Genomic DNA, 472 nt, shown 5'->3' with positions numbered 1-472 from the left:
CGGAGGAAAAGAAATCAACCGAGATTCCGCAAGTAGCGACGAGCGAACGCGGATTAGCCCAAAAGTTTTATAGTTTTTAACAGAATGGTGTGGAAAAGCCAGCCAAAGAAGGTGATAGCCCTGTAAGTGAAAGAGATTATGAGATGAATGTGAGTAGGGCGGGGCACGAGAAACCCTGTCTGAATATAGGTGGACCATCATCTAAGGCTAAATACTCCCTACCGACCGATAGTGAACCAGTACCGTGAGGGAAAGGCGAAAAGAACCCCTGTGAGGGGAGTGAAATAGACCCTGAAACCGCATACGTACAAGCAGTCAAAGCCAGATTTATATCTGGTGATGGCGTACCTTTTGTATAATGGGTCAGCGACTTAATTTCAGTAGCAAGCTTAAGCGAATAGTGTAGGCGAAGGGAAACCGAGTCTTAATAGGGCGCATAGTTGCTGGAATTAGACCCGAACCCGGGCGATCT

The 472-nt window shown here is 47.0% G+C and carries 1 rRNA gene; it reads left to right on the top strand.

Going from position 1 to position 472, the window contains the following annotated elements:
• Positions 1 to 472: ribosomal RNA gene (locus OS173_RS13265) — 23S ribosomal RNA — on the top strand; the annotation flags it as partial.

The sequence above is a fragment of the Marinicella gelatinilytica genome, assembly GCF_026410405.1.
GTDB lineage: Bacteria > Pseudomonadota > Gammaproteobacteria > Xanthomonadales > Marinicellaceae > Marinicella > Marinicella gelatinilytica.
The sequence above is the reverse complement of the archived record's forward strand: the minus strand, read 5'-3'. Positions and strand labels throughout refer to the sequence as shown.